Annotated in this window: 16 protein-coding genes; 9 read left to right on the top strand and 7 right to left on the bottom strand. The window is 71.5% G+C overall.

Features of this window, described 5'->3' with window-relative positions:
* Window positions 1–36: 36 nt before the first annotated feature.
* Entirely contained in the window at window positions 37–1,137 is a 1,101-nt protein-coding gene (locus HNR40_RS11220) for an NAD(P)/FAD-dependent oxidoreductase (protein WP_184960356.1), read from the top strand.
* Here HNR40_RS11220 and HNR40_RS11215 read toward each other — a convergent pair.
* On the bottom strand, window positions 1,119–2,411 hold the full coding sequence (locus HNR40_RS11215; protein ID WP_184960355.1) for a GH1 family beta-glucosidase: 1,293 nt from the start codon (window positions 2,409–2,411) through the stop codon (window positions 1,119–1,121). The two genes, HNR40_RS11220 and HNR40_RS11215, sit on opposite strands and share 19 nt — an antisense overlap.
* A gap of 80 nt (window positions 2,412–2,491) precedes the next feature.
* On the opposite strand from HNR40_RS11215, the gene HNR40_RS11210 reads away from it, so the two are divergent.
* The gene (locus HNR40_RS11210) at window positions 2,492–3,130 is read left to right on the top strand and encodes a TetR/AcrR family transcriptional regulator (RefSeq protein ID WP_184960354.1); all 639 of its coding nucleotides are present in this window, start codon (window positions 2,492–2,494) and stop codon (window positions 3,128–3,130) included.
* Between the two features lie 58 nt (window positions 3,131–3,188).
* On the opposite strand, the gene HNR40_RS11205 is transcribed toward HNR40_RS11210, so the two are convergent.
* The gene (locus HNR40_RS11205; RefSeq protein WP_184960353.1) at window positions 3,189–4,646 is read right to left on the bottom strand and encodes a peptidoglycan D,D-transpeptidase FtsI family protein; all 1,458 of its coding nucleotides are present in this window, start codon (window positions 4,644–4,646) and stop codon (window positions 3,189–3,191) included.
* Between the two features lie 36 nt (window positions 4,647–4,682).
* Entirely contained in the window at window positions 4,683–5,051 is a 369-nt protein-coding gene (locus HNR40_RS11200; RefSeq protein ID WP_184960352.1) for a MerR family transcriptional regulator, read from the bottom strand.
* Window positions 5,052–5,120: 69 nt separating this feature from the next.
* Here HNR40_RS11200 and HNR40_RS11195 point away from each other — a divergent pair, with 69 nt between their 5' ends.
* On the top strand, window positions 5,121–6,044 hold the full coding sequence (locus HNR40_RS11195; protein ID WP_184960351.1) for an aldo/keto reductase: 924 nt from the start codon (window positions 5,121–5,123) through the stop codon (window positions 6,042–6,044).
* On the opposite strand, the gene HNR40_RS11190 is transcribed toward HNR40_RS11195, so the two are convergent.
* On the bottom strand, window positions 6,041–7,906 hold the full coding sequence (locus tag HNR40_RS11190) for an ABC transporter ATP-binding protein (protein ID WP_184960350.1): 1,866 nt from the start codon (window positions 7,904–7,906) through the stop codon (window positions 6,041–6,043). The genes HNR40_RS11195 and HNR40_RS11190 overlap by 4 nt on opposite strands.
* Window positions 7,907–8,047: 141 nt before the next feature.
* Between HNR40_RS11190 and HNR40_RS11185 the strand changes: the two genes are divergently transcribed.
* From HNR40_RS11185 to HNR40_RS11160, 6 genes are all read left to right on the top strand, one after another.
* Window positions 8,048–10,456 (top strand): LuxR C-terminal-related transcriptional regulator, encoded by a 2,409-nt coding sequence (locus HNR40_RS11185; protein WP_184960349.1) that lies wholly within the window; start codon window positions 8,048–8,050, stop codon window positions 10,454–10,456.
* A gap of 20 nt (window positions 10,457–10,476) precedes the next feature.
* Window positions 10,477–12,837, top strand: coding sequence for a tetratricopeptide repeat protein (locus HNR40_RS11180; RefSeq protein ID WP_184960348.1), 2,361 nt, complete (start codon window positions 10,477–10,479; stop codon window positions 12,835–12,837).
* Between the two features lie 392 nt (window positions 12,838–13,229).
* Window positions 13,230–14,009, top strand: coding sequence for an AMP-binding protein (locus HNR40_RS11175; protein WP_184960347.1), 780 nt, complete (start codon window positions 13,230–13,232; stop codon window positions 14,007–14,009).
* A gap of 109 nt (window positions 14,010–14,118) precedes the next feature.
* Window positions 14,119–15,417: an ABC transporter substrate-binding protein gene (locus HNR40_RS11170; protein ID WP_184960346.1), complete on the top strand. Its 1,299-nt coding sequence runs from the start codon at window positions 14,119–14,121 to the stop codon at window positions 15,415–15,417.
* Window positions 15,418–15,466: 49 nt separating this feature from the next.
* Window positions 15,467–16,348: a carbohydrate ABC transporter permease gene (locus tag HNR40_RS11165; RefSeq protein WP_184960345.1), complete on the top strand. Its 882-nt coding sequence runs from the start codon at window positions 15,467–15,469 to the stop codon at window positions 16,346–16,348.
* On the top strand, window positions 16,345–17,172 hold the full coding sequence (locus HNR40_RS11160; protein ID WP_184960344.1) for a carbohydrate ABC transporter permease: 828 nt from the start codon (window positions 16,345–16,347) through the stop codon (window positions 17,170–17,172). The genes HNR40_RS11165 and HNR40_RS11160 overlap by 4 nt, the downstream gene beginning before the upstream one ends.
* Here HNR40_RS11160 and HNR40_RS11155 read toward each other — a convergent pair.
* Genes HNR40_RS11155 through HNR40_RS11145 form a run of 3 tightly spaced genes read right to left on the bottom strand, consistent with a single transcriptional unit; the run spans window position 17,162 to window position 20,258 of the window.
* Complete coding sequence (locus HNR40_RS11155; RefSeq protein ID WP_184960343.1) at window positions 17,162–18,181, bottom strand: 2-hydroxyacid dehydrogenase; 1,020 nt, start codon at window positions 18,179–18,181, stop codon at window positions 17,162–17,164. The genes HNR40_RS11160 and HNR40_RS11155 overlap by 11 nt on opposite strands.
* Window positions 18,178–18,771 carry a histidine phosphatase family protein gene (locus HNR40_RS11150; protein ID WP_184960342.1) on the bottom strand — a complete coding sequence of 198 codons (594 nt, stop codon included), beginning with the start codon at window positions 18,769–18,771 and terminating at the stop codon, window positions 18,178–18,180. Before HNR40_RS11150 ends, HNR40_RS11155 begins: the two co-directional genes overlap by 4 nt.
* A complete protein-coding gene (locus HNR40_RS11145) occupies window positions 18,768–20,258 on the bottom strand; it encodes an FGGY-family carbohydrate kinase (RefSeq protein WP_184960341.1) in 1,491 nt (496 codons plus the stop codon). Before HNR40_RS11145 ends, HNR40_RS11150 begins: the two co-directional genes overlap by 4 nt.
* Between the last annotated feature and the right edge of the window lie 79 nt (window positions 20,259–20,337).

Raw genomic sequence — 20,337 nt, 5'->3', positions numbered from 1 at the left:
TGTCTCCCCTGAAGAAGCGAAGGACAGGAGACGGACATGGACATCGTGGTCATCGGAGCCGGATACGCGGGCATGTCGGCGGCGCTCAGACTCGACAGGAGCCACCGGATCACCCTGATCAGCGCCGACGACAACTTCACCGAGCGGATCAGGCTGCACGAGCGGGCGGCCGGCCGGCCGTCGGTGAGCACGCCGCTGGCCGACCTGACCCGGGGGACCGGCATCAGGACCGTCGCCGGCCGGGTCACCGGCATCGACGCCGAGGCCCGCACGCTCACGCTGGAAGACGGGCGCGAGTTCAGCTACGACACGCTCGTCTACGCGCTGGGCAGCTTCACCGACGCCAGCGTCCCGGGCGTGGCCGAGCACGCCTACGCCGCCGAGAACGCGGTCGCGCTGGGGGAACGGCTGCGCGAGGGCGGCGGCCGCCTGGCTGTCGTGGGCGGCGGGCTGACCGGGATCGAACTGGCCACGGAGCTCGCCGAGTCGTACCCGCGATGGCAGGTCAAGCTGGTCACCGGCGCCCACCCGGCCGCCGGGCTGTCGGGCCGCGGCCGCGCGCACGTCGCCAAGGTGCTGGCCAGGCTGGGCGTCAGCGTCCACCCGGACACGCGGGTCGAGGCGGTGACCCCGGACGGGCTCACCACCGCGCAGGGCCCGATCGAGGCAGACGTCGTGGTGTGGGCGGGTTCGTTCGCCGTGCCGGAACTTGCCGCCAAGGCCGGGCTGGCGGTGGACGAGCGCGGCAGGACGCTCGTCGACGCCACGCTCCGCTCGATCTCCCACCCCGACGTCTACGCGGTCGGCGACGCCGCCGCCGTGAACGTGCCGAGGGCCGGGCTCTCGCGCATGTCGTGCGCGGTCGGCATGCCGATCGGCGCGCACGCCGCCGACGCCGTCAACGCCCGCGCCCGTGGCCGCGCGGCCCGCCCCTTCCGCTTCCGCTACCTGATCCAGTGCGTCAGCCTCGGCCGCCGCGACGGCGTCATCCAGGCCGTCCGCCGCGACGACTCGCCGATCGAGCTGATCCTGCCCGGCCGCCCCGGCGCGTGGGTCAAGGAGCTGATCTGCTGGTACGCGGCCGGCTCGCTGCGCCTCGCCCGCCTGCTGCCGCGCTCCTACTGGTGGCCCAAGTAGGCCTTCAGCCAGTGGTAGGAGCTCTTGGGTGTACGGCGCAGCGTCTCGAAGTCCACGTGGACCAGCCCGAAGCGCTGGTTGTAGCCCTCAGCCCACTCGAAGTTGTCCAGCAGCGACCAGACGAAGTAGCCGCGCACGTCCACGCCGTCCCGCCGGGCCCGCTGGAGCGCGGCGAGGTGGCCGTCGAGGAAGGCGATGCGCTCCGGGTCGTCCACGGTGCCGTCGGGGGAGACGTCGTCGGGCTGGGAGCAGCCGTTCTCGGTGACGTAGACGGGCGGGAGGCGCTGGCCGTACCGCTGCTTGAGGCCCGTCAGCAGTTCGTGCAGGCCGTCGGGGACGACGGGCCAGCCGAAGGCGGTGGTGGGGTAGCCGGTGATGCCGGCGTCGTCGAACGGGAAGGCGTCCTGCCGCGGCGCGGCGATGCGGGTGGGGTTGTAGTAGTTGACGCCGAGGCCGTCGATGGGGGTGGAGATCACGTCCAGGCCGTCCTGCGGGGCGTCCTTGCCGAAGGCCGACAGGTCCGGGTACGCGCCGGTGAGGATGGGATCGTTGAACAGCCGGTTGTGCAGCGTGTCGTAGGCCTCGGCGGCGGCGAGGTCCTCGGGGCTGTCGGAGGCGGGCCAGACCGGGGTGCAGTTGTTGGAGATGAGGATCTCGCGGGCGCCGGCCGCGCGCAGCGCCTGGGTCGCCAGTCCGTGGGCCAGGAGCTGGTGGTGGGCGGTGGGCAGGGCGTCGAGCAGCAGGCTCTGGCCGGGGGCGTGCACGCCGAGTGCGTAGCCGAAGGCCATGTGAACGAAGGGCTCGTTGAGGGTGATCCAGGTCCCGACCCGGTCGGCCAGGCGATGGGCCACGATGGCAGCGTAATCCGCGAATTTTCCGGAAATATCGCGATTCATCCACCCGCCCTCGTCCTGGAGCTCCTGCGGCAGATCCCAGTGGAACAGGGTGGGCACCGGCGTGATGCCCTCGGCCAGCAGGTCGTCCACGAGGCGGTCGTAGAAGCCCAGGCCCTTCTCATTGGTACGCCCGCCGGGCTGGACCCTCGGCCAGGAGATGGAGAAGCGGTAGGCGTTGACGCCGAGACCGGACATGAGCGCGATGTCCTCGGCGGTGCGGTGGTAATGGTCGCAGGCCACGTCGCCGGTGTGGCCGTCGCGCACGCGGCCGGGCTCGTGGGTGAAGGTGTCCCAGATCGAGGTGCCCCGGCCGTCTTCCGCGACGGCGCCCTCGATCTGGTAGGCGGCGGTAGCCGTACCCCACAAGAAGGTGCTCATAAGAGGTGAGTATCACTCATGTAATTGCCGGGCCGAAAGAGCAAGACTGTACTTGCTGGTAATACGCCAGGATGGAGAGCATGACGAGTACCTTGCGCCGCCGCCCCGCCCAGCGCCGCAGCGTGGAACGGGTAGAGCGGATGCTCGACGAGTGCGCGCTGCTGCTCGACCAGGTCGGGTATGACGCGCTGACCACCAAGGAGGTCGCGCGCCGAGCTGAGGTCCCGATCGGCACGTTCTATCAGTTCTTTCCCGACAAGCAGGGGTTGGTCCGCGCGCTGGCCATGCGCAACCTGGAGGCGTTCCTCCAGCGGGTGACCGAGCGGATCGCCGGCGCCGACCTTGAACACTGGACCGACCTCGTCGACCTGGCCATCGACGAGTTCGTCGCGATGAAGCGCACGACGCCGGGGTTCGCCGTGGTGGACTTCGGCGAGGTGCTGCCCACGCCCGGCGGGCCCGCGGTCGAGGGCACCAACCGGACGCTGGACGCGGCGCTGGAGAACAACGTCATCGTGGCCGACCGGCTGCGGGCGCTGACCGTCGACCTGCTCCACGCGCCCGCGGGGTCGGGACTGGACCGGGCGCTGCTGGTGGCGGTGGAGGCCACGGACGCGGTGCTGAAGCTGGCGTTCCGCATGCACCCGGACGGCGACCCCGAGCTGATCGCCGAATGCAAGCAGCTGGTTCGCCGCTACCTGGCCGACCACCTTCCTTAGCCAACCACCTTTCTCTGGCCGACCATCTTCCCTGGTCGACCACCTTCCCTAGGGAGCCCTAGGGGAGCGCCGAGCGGAGGACGGCCTGGGCGATCGGCGCGGCCGTCTCGCCCCCCGAACCGCCGTTCTCCACGACCACGCCCACCGCCACCTCCGGCGCGTCGGCCGGGGCGAAGGCGGTGATGACGGCGTGCGCCGCCGCCCCACGCACGTGCTCGGCGGTCCCGGTCTTGGCCGCCACCGCAACGCCGGGGATCGCCGCGGCGGCGCCCGTACCGCCGGGCTGGGTGACGGAGACCATCATCGCGGTGAGGTCGGCCGCCACCGTCTCGGGCATCGTGGTGCGGTACTCGGTGGGCCAGGCGCGGTTGATGACCGAGCCGTCGGGCAGCCGGGCCTCCTCCACCAGGTACGGGCGCATGAGCGTGCCCCGGTTGGCGACCGCCGCCGACATCATGGCGATCATCAGCGGCGTCGCCCGGTCCTCGTACTGGCCGATCGCCGACAGGGCGGTCTGGGCCTGGTCCATGCCCTTCGGGTAACCGCTCTCCGCGACCGGGAGCGGCACGGTCAGCTCGTCGGTGTCGAACCCGAACGCCTGCGCCACCTCCCGCAGCGTGTCCGACCCCAGGTCGAGGCCGATGTTGGCGAACGCGGTGTTGCACGACACCTGGAAGGCGTAGCCCAGCGGCGGATGCCCGTCACCGCAGGACGTGCCGCCGAAGTTGCCCAGGGAGGTGGTCGTGCCGGGAAGCTGCAACTGGAGGGGCGCGTCCACCTGCGAGGACGGCGTGTAGGCGCCGGAGGCCAGCGCCGCCGCCGCGGTCACCACCTTGAACGTCGAGCCGGGCGGGTAGTTCTGGCCGAGCGCGCGGTTGAGCAGCGGCCTGCCGGGGTCGGCGCGCAGGCGCCGGTCGGCCTCGGCGAGTTCGCCGGCGTCGAACCCGGCGAACGCGTTCGGGTCGTAGGACGGATAGGAGGCCATCGCCAGGATCGCCCCGGTCACCGGATTGATCGCCACGGCGGCGCCGGGCCGCCCGGTCGCCTTCAAAGCGTCATAGGCGGCCCGCTGCACCCGGTCCACGATCGTCAGCCGGACGTCGGCCCCCGCCGCGCTCCCGTCCTTCACCAGCGCGCGCACCTTGACCTTGGCGTCCGACCCCGACAAAACACCGTCCTCGGCATGCTCGACGCCGGTCTCGCGGTAGAGGGACAGGTAGCCGGTCGCGGGCGCGTAGAGCTCCCCTTCCGGATAGACCCGCCGATAGAGGTACGGCCCGCCGTCCGCGCGCTCGCTGTAGGCGATCACCGAACCGTCATAGGTGGAGATGTCCCCCCGGGCGTGGTCGAACCTGGCGATGATCGTGCGCTGGTTACGCGGATCGGCGTTCAGGCTGTACGCCTCGAACGCCTGAAGATAGGTGACGTTGGCCAGCAGCGCGAACAACATCGCCGAGCAGATCAGCGCCACTCGGCGCAGGGGAATGTTGATCCGTTTCGCCCTGGGTCCGGCCATGCTCCTCGGTCTAACAGCCGGAAACCCAAGCCAGGGCTAGAGGACGCTGCGGTAGTAGGAAATCTTGTGGTGAATGTACTTCTGCCGCTCGGCGAGGTTGGCGATCTGCTCCTTGACCCGCCGGTCGTGCTCTTCGAGGAGCTCGATGCGCTCGGCGACGGTGTGCTCGCCCTGGCGGACCAGGTCCGCGAAGCGCAGCATCCCGGCGATGGGCATCCCGGTGTCGCGCAGGCAGCGGATCAGGTTGAGCCAGCCGAGGTCTTGCTGGGTGAAGCGGCGCTGGCCTGCGGAGTTGCGTTCGATGCCGGCCAGCAGCCCGATCTTCTCGTAGTAGCGCAGGGTGTCGAGGCTGAAGCCGGTCTCCTCGACGACTTCCGAGGGTGTGTAGACGCTCACGCACTCCATCGTCCCACCTGGAGTGCACTCCAGGTCAAACTTGACCTGGAGTGGGCTCCAGGAGCCACAGTCGTGGCCATGAGACTCGCACTGGGCACGATCGGTTTCGGCACCGCCGTCACCATGGACGACACCTTCGCCCTGCTCGACCGGTTCGCCGAGGCCGGCGGCACGATGATCGACACGGCCAACAACTACCCCTTCTGGGTGGAGGGGTGCACCGGGGACGAGAGCGAGGCGGCCATCGGGGCGTGGCTGGCCGCGCGGGGCAACCGGGACCGGGTGGTGCTGAGCACCAAGGCCGGCGCCCGGCCGACGGTCGCCGGCGACCGCACGCTCGACTCGATGGAAGGGCTGTCGGCTTCGGCGATCGCGAAGGCCGCCGAGGGCAGCCTCACGAGATTGCGGACCGACTACATCGATGTGTATTGGTCGCACATTGATGATGCTTCCGTCCCGCTTGAGGAGTCTTTGGAGGCGTTCAACGCGCTGGCCAAGGACGGCAAGATCCGCGCGCTCGGGGCCAGCAACATGCGCGCCTGGCGGCTGGAGCGGGCCAGGAACCTGTCGGCGGGGCACGGCTGGATGCCGTACACCCACCTGCAACTGCGCCACACCTACCTGCGCCCGCGCCCGCTGACCCGGCAGGCCGAGAGCGCGCACGTGCTGGTGACCGAGGAGACGCTGGAGCACGTGGCCGACTCCGGGATCTCGCTGTGGGCCTACAACACGCTCATGGCCGGCTCCTACACCGGCCGGGCCGACCGGCCGCTGCCGGAGTCCTACGACCACCCCGGCACCACCCGCCGCCTGGCGGTCCTGGGCGAGGTGGCCGGCGAACTGGGCGCCACGCCCAACCAGGTCGTGCTGGCCTGGCTGCTGGCCGACGGGCACGTGCCGATCGTCGGCGCTACCCGGCTCGCCCAGCTCGACGAGGCCATCGGCGCCACATCGCTGACCCTCGACCCGGCCCAGAAGGACCGGCTCGACGCCGCCGTCTAGTCGCGGTAGGCCGACGACTGCAGGGTGTAGAGGTCGGCGTACAGGCCGTCCAGCGACATCAGGGCGGCGTGGGTGCCGGCCTCGACGACCTTGCCGTGGTCGAGGACGTAGATGCGGTCGGCGTAGCGGACGCTGGCCAGCCGGTGGGTGATGAGCAGGACCGTGCGGCCGTCGGCGTGGTCGCGGATGCGTTCGAACAGCGCGTGCTCGGCGCGGGCGTCGAGGGCGGCGGTGGGCTCGTCGCAGATCAGCAGCGGGGCGTCGCGGTGGAAGCCGCGGGCCACGGCGATGCGCTGCCACTGGCCGCCGGACAGCTCCTGGCCGTCCTTGAAGCGGCGGTCGAGCAGGGTGCGGTAGCCGTGCGGGAGGTCGGCGATGACCGCGTCGGCCCCCGCCACCCGGGCGGCGGCGTCGAGCGCCTCCTCGCCCTTGCCGGTGCCCATGGTGATGTTGTAGCGGGCGGTCAGCGGCCAGCGGGTGTGGTCCTGGGCGATGACCGCCGTGCGCATGCGCAGCGCCTCGGGCTCGACGTCGCGCAGGTCGACGTCGTCCCAGGTCACGTTGCCCGAGTCGGGTTCGTAGAGGCCGGAGAGGATCTTGGCGAGCGTGGTCTTGCCGGAGCCGTTCTCGCCCACGAACGCGATGACCTCGCCCGCGTTGACCTCGATGGAGACGCCGCGCAGCGCCGGGTTGTCGGAGCCCGGGTAGGCGAAGGTGACGTCATGGGCGGAGATCCGGGCGAAGGACTCCGGAGCCTCCACCGGGCGCGGCTTGGCCAGGCGGCGCTCGGCGTCCTCGCAGAAGTCGAGGAAGTCGGTGAAGTAGAGGCCCTCCTCGTAGAGGCGGTTGGTGGCGTACATGAGGTTGCCCAGCGACGACTGGCCCTGGCGGATGGCCAGGACCGCGGTGCCTGCCACGGCCAGCAGGATGGAGCCGAGGGCGAGCAGGACGCCGAGCGCCACGTAGACCAGGCCGCTGCCGAGGCCGCCCAGCGACTCCCCCAGGACCCGGGTGAGCGTCTGGCGCTTGGCCAGGCGCAGCAGCACCTCCTGCTCGGCGCGGGCGACCGCGTCGTACATGCGCAGAAGGAAGCCGCGCATCGTGAACGAGCGGACCTCCGCGGCGGGCTGCCGGTTGGCCAGCAGCTCGGCGATGATCCATTTGCGGCGGTTGGCCGGGATCAGGGTGTAAAGGGTGGTGTAGCGCATGCGGGCGCTGCGCCCCGCCGCCCACGCGTCGGGCAGCACGGCCAGCAGCAGCAACGGCAGCAGCACCGGATGCAGCACGCCCAGCACGCCGGCCACCGCCAGCAGCCCGACCAGGGCGGTGACCACGTCGATGGCCGAGGTGACCACCGAGTCGGCCATGGCCACGCCGCGCAGCCTGGCCCGCTGCAGCGCGTCGTGGAAGTCGGGGTCGTCGTAAGCGGCGAGCTCGACCCTGCTGGTCAGGCCGTAGAGCCGCTCCTCCGTCAGCCGGCTCACCTGCGGGTCCAGCCGCGACTGCGCCCATCCCGCCCCAGCCTGTACGGCGGTGCGCATCGCGGCGGCCCCCGCCACCAGAGCCAGGCTCGGCAGCGCGGCCATCACCCGGTCGGGCGTCGGACCGTCGCTGAACAGCGCCGTCAGCACCCCGGTCGTGGCCAGCAGCCCGAACGCGGTGAACACCCCGCCCAGCAGGTTGAGCGAGACCGTGGCGACGGTGTCGCGCGGGCTGGCCCGCCACGCCAGCCGCATGGCCTGCCCGATGAGCGAGGGCAGCCGCCTGGCGATGGTGAGGAATCCGGCCTCGGCCATCTTGTCGGTGTGCGCGTGCCAGTCGGAGATGGTGATCTCGCCGATTTCCAGCGCGTCGTCGCCCATGAATGAAGTGTGAAGCAGGGCACTGACAATCCGATCTGGCCCGCGGTCAGATAAGCCTGGTCTGGCTGGCCCCAAATTCTCTGTGACGGGTGTAACACTGTCGGTAGTGCTGTTGCCCGCCCCCCGCGAGGAGTAACGACGGTGCCCACGAACCTTCCGACGGTTCCCAACGCGTTCATCGGCCGGGAGTCCGACCTGGATGAGCTGTTGCGCCTGCTGATGGCGGTGCGTGTCGTGACCTTGTGCGGCACCGGCGGCATCGGCAAGACGCGGTTGTGCCTGAGTGTGGCGCACGAGGCGGTCGAGGTGTTCAGCGACGGCGTCTGGCTGGTGGAGCTGGCCGACCTCGACTGCGGCGACCTGCTCGCGCAACGCGTGGCCGCGGTGCTCGGCGTCCAGGTGTCGCCCGACGGCGACCCCGCCCAGGCGGTGGCCACGGCTGTCGGCGGCGGCAAGCAGCTGCTCGTGCTGGACAACTGCGAGCACCTCATCGAGGACTGCGCCGAGCTGTGCACCTACCTGCTGGGCGCCTGCCCCGACCTGCGGGTGATGGCCACGAGCCGCGAGCCGCTGCGGGTGCTCGGCGAGACGGTCTGGCGGGTGCCGCCGCTGTCGCTGCTGCCGGTGGCGGGCGGCGGCAGCGACGCGGTGCGGCTGTTCGTCGACCGGTCGGTGGCCGGCGGCGGGCTGACCTGGACCGCCCAGGAGGACACCGCGGTCAGCGCGCTCTGCGCGGAGCTGGAGGGCATCCCGCTGGCGATCGAGCTGGCGGCGGCCATGACCAGGGTGCTGTCGGTGGAGCAGATCAGGTCCCGGCTGTCCGACCGGTTCAAGCTGCTGACCAGCGGTTCACGCTCGGCGCCGGCCCGTCAGCGCACGCTGCTGGCCACGGTCGAGTGGAGCTACCGGATGCTGAGCGCCCCGGCCCAGTTGCTGCTGCAGCGCCTGACCGCCTTCCGCGGCGGCTGGACCCTGGAGCTGGCCGAGCTGACCTGCCCGTGCCCTGGGCTGGCCGCCGACGAGGTGCTGGCGACGATGGCCGAGCTGGTCGACAAGTCGCTGGTGCTGGCCGACGGCGAGGCGGGCGGCGAGATCCGCTACCGCATGCTCGACACGGTACGCGACTACGGCAGGCAGCGGCTCCAGGAGTCGGGCGACGAGGACGAGCTGAGGCAGCGGCACCTGGAGTGCGTGTTCCTCGTCTCGAAGCGGCTCGGCGACCTGATCGCGACCTGCGACCGGCGCCACTGGCCGGAGATCACCCGGCGGGCGCTGGTCATCGACGCCATGCAGCCCAACCTGTACGCCGGGCTGGGGTACGCCCGCCGTACCGGCCAGGTGGAGCGGGGCCTGCGCATGTGCACCGACCTGCAGTGGGTGATCATCGCGGGCGGCCGGTTCGACGAGGCGGCCAGGCACATCGACGAGCTGCTGCAGGACTCCGACACGGTCATGCCGGGCCAGGTGGCGCACGCGCTGGCGATCAGGTCGGTGGTCTGCTTCTTCGGCGGCGACGCGGTCGGCGTGGTGCGCCACGGCCGCGAGGCGGTGCGGCTGGGCCGGGCGAGCGGCCACCTGATCAGCGAGGCGCTCGCGATCATCATGCTGTGCGCGGTGGGCGCCGGCGACGAGGAGATCACCCTCGACCGGGCCGCCGAGCTGGCGGGCAAGGCCGGCGACTCCTACGTGCGCTCGCTCGTGACCTACATCAAGGCGCTGCACGCGCAGGTCGCCGGGCAGTTGAGGGAGTCGGCCAGGCTCTACGAGCAGATGATCGACAGCCACCGCGACGCCAACGACTGGGGCATGGCGCTGGCGGTGATCGGCCTGGCCCAGATCGCCCACTCCCGCGGTGACCTGGAGGCGGCGGCCCACCACTACCAATACGCGCAGGAGCTGCTCGACCCGATCGACCACCGGGGCGAGCGCATCCGCTGCCTGACCGGGCTCGGCCGGATCGCCACGGAGCTGGGCGACTTCGACACCGCGCGGCGCCGGCTGGCCGAGAGCCTGGCGCTCAGCTCGGGGCTGGGCCAGCGGGCGGTCGCGGTCGAGCTGGTCGACGGCTTCGCCGACCTGGCGCTGCGCGAGGGCGAGCACGTGCGGGCCGTACGCCTGATGGCCGCGGCCTCTGCGCTGCGCGAGCGGATGGGCGGCGCGCTGCTGCTCAGCCTGAGCGGCGCGCGCATCCAGGAGCTCCTCGCGCCCGCCAGGCGCGCGCTGGGGGAGACGATGGTGGCGCAGCTGTGGGCGGAGGGCCGCACGCTGCCCTGGCACCAGGCCATCGAGTACGCCGTGCGCGGCGAGCCCCCCGTACGCCCCCGCCTGGGCATCCCGGTCCCGGTGGCGCCCGACGGCACCCTGACCGAGCGCGAACGCGAGATCGCCGGCCTGATCGCCCGGGGCCTTTCCAACAGGAAACTGGCCGAGGAACTGGTCATCAGCCCGGCCACCGTGGCCAGGCACGTCAGCAACATCCTGGCGAAACTCGGCTTCACCTCCAGGACCCAGGTGGCCACCTGGGCGATCGAGCATGGTATGAACGAGTAGTCGGTGTCACACTCAGAGTGATGATTACCGCGTGGAACCTCCCCGCCGAGCCCAACCTGTTCGTCGGCCGCGAGTCGGATGTCGACGAGCTGGTCCAGCTGCTCGACGTGGCGCGCGTCGTGACGCTGTGCGGAGCGGGGGGCATCGGCAAGACGCGTCTGGCGATCCGCCTGGCGGCGCGGGTCGCGCCGCGCTTCTCCGGCGGCGCCCGGCTGGTCGACCTGTCCGACCTGGGCGCCGACGTGAGCGTGGCCGACCACGTGGCGGCCGCGCTGGGGCTGGCCGCCGACTCCGGCACGCCGCTGCCCGAGCGGATCGGCGACCGCCGCGTGCTCGTGGTGCTCGACAACTGCGAGCAGCTCGTGGGCGAGTGCGCCGAGCTCTCGCGCGACCTGGTCGGCGCCTGCCCGGGGGTGACCGTGCTGGCCACCAGCAGGGAGCCGCTGCGGGTGCCCGGCGAGACGGTCTGGCGGGTGCCGCCGCTGTCGCTGGGCGGCGATCCCCGGCGCTCCGAGGCGGTGCGGCTCTTCCACGCCAGGGCGGCCGCGGTCCGTCCCGGGTTCGAGCTGAGCGACGAGCTGCTGCCACAGGTGGTACGTCTGTGCCGGGCGCTGGACGGGCTGCCGCTGGCGATCGAGCTGGCCGCGGCCATGGTCAGGGCGCTGTCGCTGCGGCAGCTGATCGAGCGGCTCGACGACCGGTTCCGCCTGCTGTCGGCCGGCGCCCGCACGGCTCCGGCGCGCCAGCGCACGCTGCGGGCGGCGGTCGACTGGAGCTACCGGCTGCTGTCGGAGCAGGAGCGCCTGCTGCTGCGCCGCCTTGCGGTCTTCCGTTCCTGCTGGACGCTCGACGTGGCCGAGTGGGTCTGCCAGGGCGACGGGCTGCCCGAGGAGGAGGTGCTCGCCCGGCTGTGCGACCTGGTGGACAAGTCGCTGGTCGTGGTGGACGGCGAGATCGCCGGCGAGGCGCGCTACCGGCTGCTGGAGACCGTCAGGGAGTACGCGGTCGAGCAGCTGTCGCAGACGGACGAGGAGATGGAGCTGCGCCGGGCGCACCTGGCGGCGATGGCCCGGCTGGCGGTGGAGTTCAAGCAGGCGGTGGCGCCGGGGGCCCGCACGTCCTGGGCGGTGATGGAGCGCTTCGGCAACCTCTTCGACGGCCTCAAGAGCGAGATCAGCGCGGCGCTGGACTGGTCGATCGCGATCGGCCGCCAGGAGGTCGCGCTCAGGATGCTCACCGACATGCGCTACATGCTGGTGGCCAGCGGCCGCAATCTCGGCCTGGCCGGGCCCCTGGACCGCCTCCTGGCGACCGAGACCGGCGACCTCGGGCTCCTCGGGCAGGCGACCGTGCTGCGCGGGGAGCTGGCCGTACAGAGCGGCGACCTCGCGACCGCGGCGCGGTGCGCGCGCTCGGGCCTCGGGATGTGCAGGTCGGCGGGCGACAGCTACGGCGAGGCCGTCGGCATGATCCTGCGCGCCCAGACCTCCGGCGAGCAGGAGCCGCTGCGGCAGGCGCTGGAGGTGGCGGCCAGGAGCGGCGACGCGATCCTGGCCTCGATCGCCCAGGGCACCAGGGCGGGCCTGGCCCTGCACGAGGGCCGGCTGCACGAGGCGCGGCGGGCCTTCGAGGAGGTGCTGGCGCTGTGCGAGCGGCTCGACAACCACTGGGGCCTGTCCAACGGACACATCGGCCTGGCCCAGGTGGCGCGCCGGGTGGGCGACAGCGCGACCGCCAAGCGCCACTACGAGAGCGGCCTGCGGCTGGTACGCCACGTCGACGCCCGCCAGCAGACCATCAGCTGCCTGGCCGGGCTCGGCCGGGTGGCGCTGGAGCAGGGCGACCTGCGTGAGGCTCGGGCGCGGCTGACCGAGGCGCTGGAGCTCAGCCGGGACGCCGGCCTGCGCACGGGCATCGCCCGCAGGCTGGAGGCGTGGGCCGGGCTGCTCGTTGCCGAGGGCGACGAACGGCGCGCGGTGCTGCTGATGTCGGCATCGGTGGCGCTGCGCGAGCGCCGCCCCGAGGCGCGGGAGGAGGAGATCCTCGCGCCCGCGCGCCGCAGCCTGGGGGAGGCGCTGGTGGCGCAGCTGTGGGCGGAGGGGGCGGCGATGAGCGCGGACGAGGCGGTGCGGTGCGCGCTCGACGGCACTCTGCCCGAGCGCTCCGACGTGCCGGTGGTGCCGATGGGGCAGGACAGCAAGCTGACGGCCAGGGAGCTGGAAGTGGCCGAGCTGGTCTCACGGGGGCTGAGCAACAAGGGGATCGCCGACGAGCTGGTCATCAGCCCGGCGACGGCCGCGCGGCACGTGGCGAACATCCTGGCCAAGCTGGGGTTCTGCACGCGTACACAGATCGCCGCCTGGGTCATCGAGCAGCGCTGAGCCCAACCTCTCTACACATCTTTCGGCACTGGCGGATACATCCTCGAATGGCCATCTCAGTGCATGTGCCGGGCTCCCGGTCGGCCTAGCGTTTGCCATGTGATCGGCCGACTGGCGCCAACCTCCGAACCCCGGTGCTCCGGGGTGCCCACACCGGAGGCGCGCCCGGCCGGTCCGCCGGGAGCGTCGCGTGCCCAACACGGATCAGGGCCTCCTCGGAGGGGTGGGGGTTTTGGTCTGGGGCACGCGACAGCGGGCTCGAGCCGCGCAGGGCTCGAGCCCGCCCCGCAACGGATTCAGTTGACGAACTGTCGAGGAACCCGGTGAATGCACATCGGTATACATACATCGGTGGATGCTGCGGCACGCATGCCCGCCGTACCGTCCTAAGCATGAAGCCGATCGTCTCGTCTGCGGGCACCGTGACCAACGAGGTGTTCGGCCGGGCCTACGAACGAGGGGACCGGCCGGCGCTCGTGGATCTCCACGGCGGCCTCGTTTACAGCTATCGCAGGCTGGTCACCGAGGTGACCAGGGCGGCGTCCGGGATGGTACGCAGGGGCGCCAGGCGCGAGCAGGTCGTGGGCGTCCATGTGAGCACGGCCTGCGCGCAGACGCTGGCCGTCCACACGGTGCTCGCGGCCGGCGGCGTCGCCGCGCCGCTCGACCCGCGCCTTTCGGGGGCGGAACTGGCCGAGCGGCTGTCCGAGTGCGACGCGCGGACGCTGATCACCACGCCGGACCTGGCTCCGCTGTCGCTGCGGGCGGTGGAGGAATCCCGGGTCCGGCAGGTGATCGCCTTCGGTTCCGTCGTCGACACGATCGACTTCGAGGACCTGCTGACTCTGGAGCCGACGCCTTTACCGACGATCGACGCCCGGCTGCAGGACGCGCTGGTGTTGTCCGGCGGCCGCCGGATGGCCCAGTCGGAGCTGCTGGCGCGGATGGCGGAGCTGGACGAGCAGGTGAAGCTGACCGAGTCCGACGTGGTTCTGGCCACCTGGAAGCCCGATGACGGGTGCGATCTGATCGCGCTGGTCGGGCTGGCGGTGCTGAGCGGCGCGCTGGTGGTGGCGGCGGCCACGTCGGACGCCGCGGATCTGCCCGGCACCAAGCACGACTTCGGCGTCACGGTCGTGGCCGGAGCGGGCGGCGGGTTCGAACGTCTCTGAGCTGTTATCGAGCATGCCTTGACGACGCTGCGGGCGAAGTGGGTTGATGGCCCTACTGACAACGTTGTCAACCTGAGTTCGTTCGGGGGTCTCGAAGGGACGGTGTGCGATGCGACGACGGTGGTTGGCAGCCGTCGCGATCACGATGGCTGGCCTGCTCGGAGTGACCGCCTGTGGCGGTGGGAACACACCCGCAGGCCAGGCCACCGATGGCGCTACGAAGGCCGCGTCGAGCGACGTCGAGGTCTTCTCCTGGTGGACCGGGCCCGGTGAGGCCGACGGTCTGGCCGCGATGCGGAAGATATTTGAAACCCAGAACCCTAACCTGAAGTTCCTGGACGCCGCGGTCGCGGGCGGTTCGGGAGATAAGGCGAAGGCTCTGCTCCAGACCAAGCTGCAGGGTGGCGAGCCGCCGGACTCCTTCCAGGGTCACGCGGGCGCCGAGCTGCAGGGCTACATCAAGGCCGGGCAACTGGAGGACCTCACCTCGCTGTATGACGAGCTGAAGCTCAAGGACGTCTTCCCGGCCCAGCTGGTCGAGCAGATCAGCGTGGACGGCAAGATCTATTCGGTGCCGGTGAACATCCACCGCTCCAACGTGCTGTGGTTCAACCCGGCGGTCCTGAAGGAGGCCGGGGTCGCGGGCGCGCCGAAGACGATCGAGGAGTTCATCGCCGCGCTGGGCAAGGTCAAGGCCAAGGGCAAGATCCCGCTCTCGATCGGTTCGGAGTGGACGGTCACCCACCTGCTGGAGAACGTCATGCTCGGCTCGCTGGGCACCGACGGCTACAACGCCCTGTTCAAGCCGGGCGCCAACTGGGCCGCCCCCGAGGTGACCAAGGCGCTGGAGAGCTTCAAGACGATCATGTCGTTCGCCGGTGACCCGCAGGACGACTGGCAGCCCGCCGCCAAGCAGGTGGCAGACGGCCAGGCGGCCTTCAATATCATGGGCGACTGGGCCTACGGCTACTTCCACAACCCGCCGGACGGCGGCCTCGGCAAGACGTCGAAGACCGACTTCGACTGGGCGCCCGCGCCCGGCACCGAGGGCACCTACCTGTGGTTGTCGGACAGCTTCACCCTGCCCAAGGGCGCCAAGAACCGTGAGGGCGCGCTCGCGTGGCTGAAGGTGGCGGCCAGCAAGGAGGGCCAGGACGCCTTCAACCCGAAGAAGGGCTCCATCCCGGCCCGCAAGGACGCCGACGCCGCCCTGTACACCGACTACCTCGGTGACGCGCTGAAGGACTGGTCGGGCAACAAGCTGGCCGGCTCCGTCCAGCACGGTGTGGCGGTCAGCCAGCCGTGGCTCACCGCGATCAACGAGCAGGTCGGTCTCTACCTGGGCAAGCAGGACGTGGCAGCGCTGCAGAAGGGTCTGGCCGACGCGGCCACGGCCAACGCGCAGTGACATCAGAGGGGGTACGGCGGGGCCGTACCCCCTTTGGAAAGGACTGGTTGTGAGACGGGCACGCACCTGGCTGCCTGGGCTCCTCCTCGTGGCGCCGTCCATCGTGGCGATCGGCGTCTTCGTGTACGGCATGCTCGGCTGGAACGTGCAGCTGGCCATGACGGACAAGCACAGCGAGGTGGCCGAGGGGAACTTCGTCGGGCTGAAGAACTTCATCGACATCTGGGACCTGGAGAGGTGGCACCTCTCGGTCAACCACGCGATCCTGTTCACGGTCGTGTTCGTGCTGGGCGCGCTGGTGCTCGGCTGGTTCCTGGCCTTCCTCATGGAGAAGGGGATCAGGGGCGAGGGCACGTTCCGGGCGATCTACCTGTTCCCGATGGCGATCTCGTTCGTGGCGACCGGCATCGTGTGGCGGTGGCTGATGAACTCGGGCACCGGGGAGCGGGCGGTCGGCCTGAACCGGTTGTTCGAGACGATCGGGTTGCCGCAGTGGGCGTGGTTCCGTGATCCGGACTGGGGGATGGCCGCGATGGCGATCCCCGCCATCTGGCAGATGTCCGGATATGTCATGGCACTCTTCCTGGCGGGCTTCCGGGGCGTCCCCGAAGAACTGCGCGAGGCCGCGCGGGTGGACGGATGCACCGAGTGGGGCGTCTACCGGCACATCGTGCTGCCGCTGCTGCGGCCCGTGACGCTGTCGGCGCTGATCATCCTCGGGCACATCTCGCTCAAGGTCTTCGACCTGATCGTCGCGGTCTCCGGCAAGCAGATCATCACCGACGTGCCCGCGGTCTTCATGTGGGTGGCGGTCTTCGACTCCCAGGACCCGGCCAAGGGCGCCACGATCGCCACGTACATCGTGCTCAGTGTCGCGATCTTCGTGATCCCCTACCTCATCTGGACCGTACGGAAGGACAGGCGTTCATGAAGGCCGTGCGCCTGACCCTTCTGCTCGCCTTCGTCGTGGTGTTCCTCATCCCGATCTACGTCCTGCTGGCGACCAGCTTCAAGCCGCTCACCGAGGCGGACCCGTCACAGGCGTGGGCCCTGCCCCAGACCTGGACGCTGGAGCCCTGGCGGGTGGCGTGGGAGAAGCTGGCGCCCGGCATCTGGAACAGCGTGCTCCTCGCGGTGCCCGGCTCGCTGCTGTCGTGCGCGCTGGGCTCCATGAACGGCTACGTGCTGTCCAAGTGGCGCTTCCCCGGCGCGGACCTGCTGTTCACGCTGTTCCTGTTCGGCATGTTCATCCCCTACCAGGGCGTGATGATCCCGCTGGTCGAGCTGCTGGTCGGCCTCAACGACCTCTTCGGCGTCCAGGGCGTCTTCTACGGCGGCCTGCCCGGCCTGATCCTCGCCCACGTGGTCTACGGCATCCCGATCTGCACGCTGATCTTCCGCAACTACTACGTCACCATCCCGGACGAGCTCATCGAGGCCTCCCGGGTGGACGGCGCGGGGATGCTGCGCACCTACTGGTCGGTCGTGCTGCCCGTCTCGGGCCCGGCCATCGCCGTGGTGATCATCTGGCAGTTCACCTCGTTGTGGAACGACTTCCTGTTCGCCGTGTTCATCACCGGGCCCAGGAGCTGGCCGACGACCGTCATGCTCAACAACATCGCCGGGGCGCAGGCCACGCCGTACAGCCAGCAGATGGCGGCGGCGATCCTGGCCTCGATCCCGACGATGATCATCTACGTCCTGCTCGGCCGCTTCTTCATGCGCGGGCTGATGGCCGGCGCGCTCAAGGGCTGAACAGCTCCGGGTTGGCCAGGTGGGCCAGCGGCTCGCCGCGGGTGTAGCGGCCGACCTCCTCGGCGGCGATGCGCGCGGCGTTGGCCGCCGTCTGCTTGCTGCCGCCGGCCAGGTGCGGGGTCATCACCAGGTTCGGCGTGGTGAGCAGGCGCGAGCCGGCCGGGATGGGCTCCTCGGGGAAGACGTCCAGCGCCGCGCCGAACAGGTGGCCGGACTCCAGCGCGTCACAGAGCGCGTCGTAGTCCAGCAGGGAGCCGCGGGCGGAGTTGACCACGACCGAGCCGCGCGGCAGCGCGGCCAGCTCGGCGGCGCCGATCATCGCGTCGGTCTCGGGGGTGGCGCGGGCGTGCAGCGACAGGAACCGCGAGCGGGCCAGCAGCTCGGGCAGCTCCACCGACTCCTCCAGCTCCACGTACGGGTCGTGCACCAGCACCTCGGCCCCGAACCCGCGCAGGATGCGGGCCACGCGGCTGCCGATCGCGCCGTAGCCGACCAGGCCGACCGTGCTGCCCTCCAGCTCGGGGCCGACGTTGTCGTAGACGTAGTAGTCGCCGCGCCAGACGCCCGCGGCCAGGTCGGCGTGCGTCTGCGGGATGCGGCGGGTGGCCGCCAGCAGCAGCGCCACCGTGTGCTCCGCGGTGGCCACCGCGTTGCGGCCCGGCGCGAACGTCACCGCGACCCCCGCCTTCGTGGCCGCGGCCAGGTTGGCGTTGACCGGACCGCCGCGGGTGACGCAGAACAGCCTGAGATCCCTGGCCTCGGCCAGCACCCGTTCGGTCAGCGGCGCCATCTGCGTGACGCAGACCTCGACCCCGCGCAGCGCCTCGATCAGCGAGTCCTCGACGTCGGAGGCCTCCCGCACCTCGCCCACGGGGCCGAACGGCACCACCGGCCAGGGCAGCGTCAGCTCCCCGACCGCCAGTCCCGAAGGCACCTCGCGGCGCATGGCCGCCACGAGCAGGCGGTTGAGTACGAAGTGATCGCCGGCGGCGAGCACACGGACAGTCACGTGCGGCTCCAGGAAGTAGGGGCGTTGTAACGGAGGATCGCGCCGTTGAGGTCGATCTCCGTGATCGCGCAGTTGTCCAGCCTCGGAAAGGCCCTTCGGTACGCGCCCAGCGGCAGGCCGACCAGCGCGCACAGCGCCAGCCTGATCGCGGTGGTGTGCGCGACGACCAGCACCCGGCCGGGCGGGATCTCCCGCAGGCAGGCCAGGAAGCGCTCCGCCGCCGCGACCGGATCCTCCCCGCCGGGCAGCGGATTGGCGGCCGGGTCGGCCTCGAAGGCCGCGCGGGCCTCGGGAAAGCGCTCCCGCATCTCGGCGGCGGTCAGGCCGTCGCCCTGGCCGAAGTCGAGCTCGCGCAGCCGTTCGTCCACGTGCAGCGGCACCCCGGCGGCCGTCGCGCTCGCCGCGGCGGTGATCTTCGCGCGGCCGAGCGTGGATGCCCACACGGCGCTCAGGCCCGCGCCCTTCGCCCACGCGGCCAGCTCACCCGCCTGCTCCTCGCCGCGCGGGGTCAGCGCGACGTCGCTGAGCCCCGCGTAGCGGTTGCCGTCGTGCCAGATGGTCTCGCCGTGCCTGGCCAGCAGCAGGGTCATGCTCGTGTCCTCTCCGTCGCGTGGCGGGCCACCCGCTCGTCGAGCCAGCCCCGGGCGCGCAGCTCCTCCACGAATCGCAGGTACGGCTCCGCGTCGCGGGGCCGCGGCTCGACGACCTCCCTGGTCCTGGCCAGATCGGCGGAGGCGGCCAGGGCGGCCATGCCCAGGGCCGGCTCGGCGTTCTCGCGCAGCGTCACCGGGCGGCCGAGCACGTCGGCGCGCAACTGGTTGCCGTAGGCGCTCCTGGTGGCGCCGCCGGTCAGGATGATCTCACCGTCCACCGGGGCGCCGAGCAGGTCGAGGTAGTCGAAGCAGAGCCGTTCGACGTAGGCGGCGCCGGTCAGGATCGCCATGTAGGTCTCGACGTCGTCGGCGGGGGTGCCCAGGGTGAAGGAACGGGCGTCCGCGGCGGCGAAGGGGAAGCGCTCTCCCGGCGAGACCAACGGGTAGATCACGGGCGGAACCGACACGCCTGCGCGCTCCCGGCCGGCGCTCGCGCGGGTGGCTCGTTCACGAGCGGCCTGTTCGCGGGTGGCTTGGTCGCGGGTGGTGGCTTCGTGGCTCAGGGCGGTGAGGTCGCGGCCGGGCAGGGCCGTGGACAGGACGCCGGTGCCGGTGCTGGAGGCGCCGCCGGGCAGCCAGGAACCGTCCGGGGCCCGGTGGGAGTAGACGACGCCGAGCGGGTCGTGGATGAGGTCGCGGGTGACGCCCTTGAGGACGAGCGTGGTGCCGAGCACCGAGTTCCAGGAGCCCACCCGGATCGCTCCCGCGCCGAGCTGGGCCGCGCAGCCGTCGGTGGTGCCGGCCAGGATCGGGGTGCCTTCCGGCAGGCCGGTCTCCCGAGCTGCCCGCGCGCACACGCTCCCGATCCGCGCCCCGGGCCGCACCACCGGGGGCAGCACGTCCGGCGGCACCCCGAGCGCGTCCATGACCGCCGTCGGCCAGTCCTCGGCGATGAGGTCCACGCCGGTCTTCAGCGCGTTGCTCAGGTCGGTGGCCACCGGCTCGCCCGCCAGGCGGCGGGTGACGAAGTCGCTCTGGTGCGCCAGCCGGACGCCGGGCGGCGCCGAGCGCAGCAGCCACAGCAGCTTGGGCAGCGCCCAGTTGGCCTGCATCCGCTGGTACCCCAGCCGCGCCCACACCGGCCCGCCCACGTCGTCGACCCGGTCGAGCTCGGCGGCCGCGCGGCGGTCGTCGTACATGAGCGCCGGTGTGACCGGTTCGCCGTCCTTGGTGGTGAGCAGGATCGTTCCAGAGGTGGCGTCCACGGCCACCCCCGCGACCCGCGCGGGCTCCACGCCCGCGAGCGCCTCGGCGCAGGCGGCGGCGAGCTGGCCCCACCACTGCTCGGGGTCCTGCTCGTGCCGGTCGCCGTCGCGGCGGCTGGTCAGCGGGCGCGCGGCCGTGCCGAGCACCTCGCCGTCACCGGTGACCGCCATGGCGCGCACGCTCTGCGTCCCGAGATCGATCCCGACCCAGACACTCATGGACGCCCCCGCGACCTGCTCATGAGCGCCCTCGCGACATTCCGCCCCCGCATGTGCGCCCCCGTGACGCTCGGTCTTC

This window comes from Nonomuraea endophytica, from assembly GCF_014203235.1.
GTDB classification, from domain to species: Bacteria; Actinomycetota; Actinomycetes; order Streptosporangiales; family Streptosporangiaceae; genus Nonomuraea; species Nonomuraea endophytica.
The sequence above is the reverse complement of the archived record's forward strand: the minus strand, read 5'-3'. Positions and strand labels throughout refer to the sequence as shown.

Bases quoted from the DNA above. Each gene is read 5' to 3' on its own strand.
- HNR40_RS11170 (WP_184960346.1), top strand. From the start codon at position 14,119: ATGCGACGACGGTGGTTGGCAGCCGTCGCGATCACGATGGCTGGCCTG.
- HNR40_RS11200 (WP_184960352.1), bottom strand. From the start codon at position 5,051: ATGGAGTGCGTGAGCGTCTACACACCCTCGGAAGTCGTCGAGGAGACC.
- HNR40_RS11215 (WP_184960355.1), bottom strand. From the start codon at position 2,411: ATGAGCACCTTCTTGTGGGGTACGGCTACCGCCGCCTACCAGATCGAG.
- HNR40_RS11160 (WP_184960344.1), top strand. From the start codon at position 16,345: ATGAAGGCCGTGCGCCTGACCCTTCTGCTCGCCTTCGTCGTGGTGTTC.
- HNR40_RS11210 (WP_184960354.1), top strand. From the start codon at position 2,492: ATGACGAGTACCTTGCGCCGCCGCCCCGCCCAGCGCCGCAGCGTGGAA.
- HNR40_RS11220 (WP_184960356.1), top strand. From the start codon at position 37: ATGGACATCGTGGTCATCGGAGCCGGATACGCGGGCATGTCGGCGGCG.
- HNR40_RS11195 (WP_184960351.1), top strand. From the start codon at position 5,121: ATGAGACTCGCACTGGGCACGATCGGTTTCGGCACCGCCGTCACCATG.
- HNR40_RS11145 (WP_184960341.1), bottom strand. From the start codon at position 20,258: ATGAGTGTCTGGGTCGGGATCGATCTCGGGACGCAGAGCGTGCGCGCC.
- HNR40_RS11205 (WP_184960353.1), bottom strand. From the start codon at position 4,646: ATGGCCGGACCCAGGGCGAAACGGATCAACATTCCCCTGCGCCGAGTG.
- HNR40_RS11180 (WP_184960348.1), top strand. From the start codon at position 10,477: ATGATTACCGCGTGGAACCTCCCCGCCGAGCCCAACCTGTTCGTCGGC.
- HNR40_RS11150 (WP_184960342.1), bottom strand. From the start codon at position 18,771: ATGACCCTGCTGCTGGCCAGGCACGGCGAGACCATCTGGCACGACGGC.
- HNR40_RS11190 (WP_184960350.1), bottom strand. From the start codon at position 7,906: ATGGGCGACGACGCGCTGGAAATCGGCGAGATCACCATCTCCGACTGG.
- HNR40_RS11175 (WP_184960347.1), top strand. From the start codon at position 13,230: ATGAAGCCGATCGTCTCGTCTGCGGGCACCGTGACCAACGAGGTGTTC.